The 4,132-nt window shown below is 64.0% G+C and carries 8 protein-coding genes and 1 pseudogene; 5 read left to right on the top strand and 4 right to left on the bottom strand.

What is annotated here, in order from left to right; genetic code table 11:
- The 3 genes from MKK65_RS04950 to MKK65_RS04940 form a co-directional block, all read left to right on the top strand.
- The coding region (locus tag MKK65_RS04950; RefSeq protein ID WP_243955937.1) for an integrase core domain-containing protein at positions 1 to 366 on the top strand (366 nt) is incomplete at its 5' end.
- 371 nt (positions 367 to 737) lie between these two features.
- On the top strand, positions 738 to 947 hold the full coding sequence (locus tag MKK65_RS04945) for a hypothetical protein (RefSeq protein ID WP_243955935.1): 210 nt from the start codon (positions 738 to 740) through the stop codon (positions 945 to 947).
- A 78-nt stretch (positions 948 to 1,025) separates the two neighbouring features.
- Positions 1,026 to 1,253, top strand: coding sequence for a hypothetical protein (locus MKK65_RS04940; RefSeq protein WP_243955933.1), 228 nt, complete (start codon positions 1,026 to 1,028; stop codon positions 1,251 to 1,253).
- 68 nt (positions 1,254 to 1,321) lie between these two features.
- Here the strand turns inward: MKK65_RS04940 and MKK65_RS04935 are convergent, their stop codons facing one another.
- Complete coding sequence (locus MKK65_RS04935; protein WP_243955931.1) at positions 1,322 to 2,026, bottom strand: hypothetical protein; 705 nt, start codon at positions 2,024 to 2,026, stop codon at positions 1,322 to 1,324.
- A 68-nt stretch (positions 2,027 to 2,094) separates the two neighbouring features.
- Here MKK65_RS04935 and MKK65_RS04930 point away from each other — a divergent pair, with 68 nt between their 5' ends.
- Complete coding sequence (locus MKK65_RS04930) at positions 2,095 to 2,295, top strand: hypothetical protein (protein ID WP_243955929.1); 201 nt, start codon at positions 2,095 to 2,097, stop codon at positions 2,293 to 2,295.
- A gap of 4 nt (positions 2,296 to 2,299) precedes the next feature.
- Positions 2,300 to 2,605: a hypothetical protein gene (locus MKK65_RS04925; RefSeq protein WP_243955927.1), complete on the top strand. Its 306-nt coding sequence runs from the start codon at positions 2,300 to 2,302 to the stop codon at positions 2,603 to 2,605.
- 79 nt (positions 2,606 to 2,684) lie between these two features.
- Here MKK65_RS04925 and MKK65_RS04920 read toward each other — a convergent pair whose 3' ends face one another.
- The 3 genes and pseudogenes from MKK65_RS04920 to MKK65_RS04910 form a co-directional block, all read right to left on the bottom strand.
- Complete coding sequence (locus MKK65_RS04920; RefSeq protein ID WP_243955925.1) at positions 2,685 to 2,954, bottom strand: hypothetical protein; 270 nt, start codon at positions 2,952 to 2,954, stop codon at positions 2,685 to 2,687.
- Between the two features lie 457 nt (positions 2,955 to 3,411).
- Positions 3,412 to 3,654, bottom strand: coding sequence for a hypothetical protein (locus MKK65_RS04915; protein WP_243955923.1), 243 nt, complete (start codon positions 3,652 to 3,654; stop codon positions 3,412 to 3,414).
- A gap of 356 nt (positions 3,655 to 4,010) precedes the next feature.
- Positions 4,011 to 4,132: pseudogene (locus tag MKK65_RS04910) on the bottom strand (IS630 family transposase); the annotation flags it as partial.

Raw genomic sequence — 4,132 nt, 5'->3', positions numbered from 1 at the left:
ATCCGTTCGGATAACGGCCCGGAGTTCGTTGCGAAGGCCCTCCAAGCTTGGATCACCGGCGTCGGAGCAAAGACGGCCTACATTACACCAGGCTCACCGTGGGAGAACGGCTACGTCGAAAGCTTCAACGCGCGGCTTCGTGACGAACTCCTGAACGGCGAGATCTTCTACACACTCAGGGAAGCGCAGGTCGTCATCGAAAGCTGGCGACGTCACTACAACGGCGTGCGCCCGCATGCCTCTCTGGGATACCGACCGCCGGCCCCGGAGGTGTTCATGACAGCCTTCTCCGCTTGGCCGGCTGCGCTTGCCAGACCAGCTCCGCCGGCCAAGCTACCCGTGGCGGAGCGGCCCACCGTGCACTAACTCTACCCTTGGACCACCTCGTGGGGGCCGATCACGCACGCAGCCTGGCCGAGCAGCGTGGCATCCCCTGCCCATCGGAGGCTGAGACCGACTTTGACGCGTGCCGGCGCTTTCTCGACGCGCACGCCGCGCGGCCGCAGCGTGAAGCGGAGACGCCGAGTTCCGGCGCAGCCAAAGCCAGGGAGCCTGCCGGGCGCGGCAAGTGGCAGGGTAGGGTGCCACCGGCGTCGCGACAGGCAGCACCACGACGTCGAGCCTGAAGCGACCGAAGGGGGTGATAAAAAGCCTTTTCATGAGCCGATTGCCGAAGGTCGGTGATGTACGGGACGCGCATCGTCGGGAAGGGCGGGCCCTGGCCCTCGATCCGCACGTTGGTCGCGCTGATCACGGCAGTCTGGCCCGACAACGCCTGCACGACGACCACGCCGACGCCGAGCGCGATGACGCCGATCCCCGCGGTGTTGGCCCAGACCGCCCAAGCCTTCGCCAGGAACGACAGGATACGATCTCTCGGCATTGACCAATGTCCGATTGCTGATCAGCGCGTGCCGCAGGCGGAGCGGATGGCGGCGTTGTGGTAGCGGAGCTGCCGGCGGGTCTCCGCCGTGTCCTGGGGCGAGTACCCGGGCGGGCGCAGTGTCGATCACGTGCTGTGCGCCATGCTGACGCCCAGCAAGGTCGAGCGCGCCCTGGTGGCGGCCGGCCTGCTGGTCGAGTGCCCGAAGTTCGGCCCGGCGCTGCCCGGCAAGCCGCTCTGTGGCGCCGTCGGTATCTCAGCCGCGGGCCTGCGCCGGCTTGCCGACGAGATGGATGCCGGGCGGGTCCCGACCGCGCCGGAGTGGTTCGCGCGGCAGGCGCGGGAGCGGCGAACTGGGGGGGCAGTCTGATGCCCAGGATCTTCACCGCGACCGCCCACCGACATGCCGGGGCGCAGAACTGGTGCTGGGGAAGAAATCTACCGACGCCGGATGAGCCCGTGCACGTCGACTCTTCGCGCCTCGGTTGGGTTGCCGAGAAGGTGGTAATCAATACGGACGTGGACTTCTTGGTCTGTACCGGACAGAGCCGGTTCCCCGTAGTCGACGATCATCAGGCGAAGTACATCGACTACCGCTCCACCCACTGGGTCGCGCCCTTCTATCCAGCGGTTGAAGGCGAAGGTCGATCCATCAATTTGCTCCACCCTAAGTTTCCGCGCTCCCTCCGAACCAATATTGAGCTCCGCAGGAATGAAGGCAGCTCGGGGGCACATCATTTCAATACGCCGCAAGCTGATTGGGCGACGATTGTAGTTTTGGATGCGCAAGATGCCATCCTCCAGGTCGCCACTACCACCGTCGAAGCTGGTGTCCCATTCGAGGAAGAAGTCGGGATCAAGATCACCGATTGCCGCCGCCACCTGCATCCGATTGGCGGTCAGCTGCCTCTGAAGCAGGATTGCTGCGATGATCGCGCTGGCAAGCGCCAAAACGCCCGAGAGGAGCGTCTGGTAGCGGTTCAGCCAAAAATCGAAGCAATTCAGCGCACTATCTTTAGTGTGGTCGCGCAACACGCCGAGCACGTATTCAGAACTGCACATCGTCTCGTTGATCGGGGCGATCGAGAACCAGATCAACATCGCGAGCAGCATCAGCAAGAAAGTGGAGAAGCGCCAATCCATGCGCCGATCTCTGACCTGAAGCGGGTCATTCTCGCAAGCGGGATGATGCTGGATCACGAGGTGGTCGAATGACCCGCCGTCTCTCCGGCCTCGACCAGATCTCCCTCGACTTGATGATCGCCGGCACCAAGGCCGCCGGCGTCCGGCGCACCCGGGCGAACGTGCGGGCCTGCGCCGGTCTCCAGATCGCGATCCGTGAGGCCCTGCGCGCCGTCCTGCCGCCGGACGATCCCCGGCGCGATCCCGCCTACCCGTTCAACCAGGAGTGAGCTGATGCCCAAGTTTCGCAAGAAGCCTGTCGAGATTGAGGCCATCCTGCACACGCAGATGGATCACGACGACACTGGCCCGTTCCCGGTGTTCCAGACCGATCCGACCGGCTGGCTGACCGACGCGATGGAGCGACCCGATGGCGCCGACGGTGAGGTTTTCTGGGATGACGATGGGCTGAAGATCCGCACCCTTGAAGGCGTGCATCTTGCGCGTCCGGGCGACTGGATCCTGCGCGGCGTTCAAGGTGAGATCTATCCCTGCAAGCTCGACATCTTCGCTGCGACCTACGACGTGGTGGAGGCCTGACGCTATGGCGGAGTCCAGCACCATTACGCGCGAGATGATCGAGGCGGCCGCTGCGGCGATCGCCAACGGTCTGGGCGCCTTACGGGTTCAGCCCCGCGTCGAGCTTCCTGACGAAGCGCGCCGGGCTTGCAGCGTCGACCTGCGACCGGGCCTCGATCCGATGGGACATCCGGTCCACGCCCATGCCGACGCGCAGTTCTGCAATCACACCGATCAGGGCCAGCATTCCGAGCATCAGCACGAACACCGACAGAGTGTGTCGGATCGCGTCGGCATACTGCTCACCCGCGTGCACGATCAGCCAGCCGACGCCGACGAACACGACAGCCGAGCTCAGGAGAATCGTCAAATTGGGCATCGGCTCGACAACGGCGCGAGCGGGTTCGCGGTTCGACGGGGGTGGCAGCGCGTGCGCCCCGGCGAACAACGAAGGAGAGGATCAAGGACCGATCCTCATCCAGCGCTCAATCCGAGCACGAGCTGCTGCGCGATGAGCATCAGACCGGTCAGTGCCCCGCCAACTACGAGCACATCGGCGAGGCCCCGTTCTGGCTCGTGCCTGCTACGAGCGACAGCTCGATTGCGCGTGCTCGGCGGATGCAGCTGCACGACGTTATCCGACCGATCCATGACCGCCTCCAGCATCATTGCTGGATCGTATCTGGCGGCGGCTGACGCTGTTCGGCATGCGCCAGCGCACATCCTGGTCGATAGCGATGGAGCGGCGGCATGAACGCGCCTCCCATCGACACGGGCCTGCGGCCGATCCCGCACCGCTCGCATGGCTCAGCTCGGTGCCTCGTCGGCTACGCCTCGGACACAGCCTCATCCTCTCCGCCTGTCGCGCCGACTGCCGATCCGGGCCGGTAGGCGTCCAGCGCCACGTAGGCTTCCGTATTGGTCAGCCCGACCTGCTCCATGTCGGTCAAAAGCGCCAGGATGTCCGCATCGACCGGCTCACCGGCCTCTTTGCGTGCAATGAGTCCGGTGATCATCGCCATGTCGTCGTTCGGCTCGTCGGCAACTTCGGTCGTGGTGGGAATGGCCATGACGGGTCTCTCGGAGGGTGGCTCCGGGACCTAGGGCGCTTTGAGGCACCTGGCCACAAGCAAACACTAACTCGAGCCGGGGGGTTGCAGCATGGCCAACTCCAGCACCATCACGCGCTGAAATCTAGCCCTTCAGAAACGACATGCAAAACGCAAAGAACGACGCAAAAGAAAGCGCCCAGATCTTTATATGATGGCCGGCTGTTGCTTCTTCTACGGGCTGACCGGAGTAAGCCAGGATCGCCCCGAACACTAGAAATAATGCGGACGTTGCTAGGAGGGCCCAACGAACCTTCGTCATCAAATGCCCGCGAGGTGGTTACAAACACGGTCCGATTTATACCGATCCTCATTGATCAGAACCCATGAGCCCAGGCGCGCAGTCCGATGGAGATGATACGCCAGGGTCGGTCGATGAGGGTGTTCCAGGCGTGGCAGCAGTGGTCGAGGATGTCGGCGTAGGATTTGAAGACGCGGT

The sequence above is a fragment of the Methylobacterium sp. J-001 genome, from assembly GCF_022829565.1.
GTDB lineage: Bacteria > Pseudomonadota > Alphaproteobacteria > Rhizobiales > Beijerinckiaceae > Methylobacterium.
Note: the sequence above shows the minus strand (reverse complement) of the source record. Positions and strands in the feature narration are given on the sequence as shown.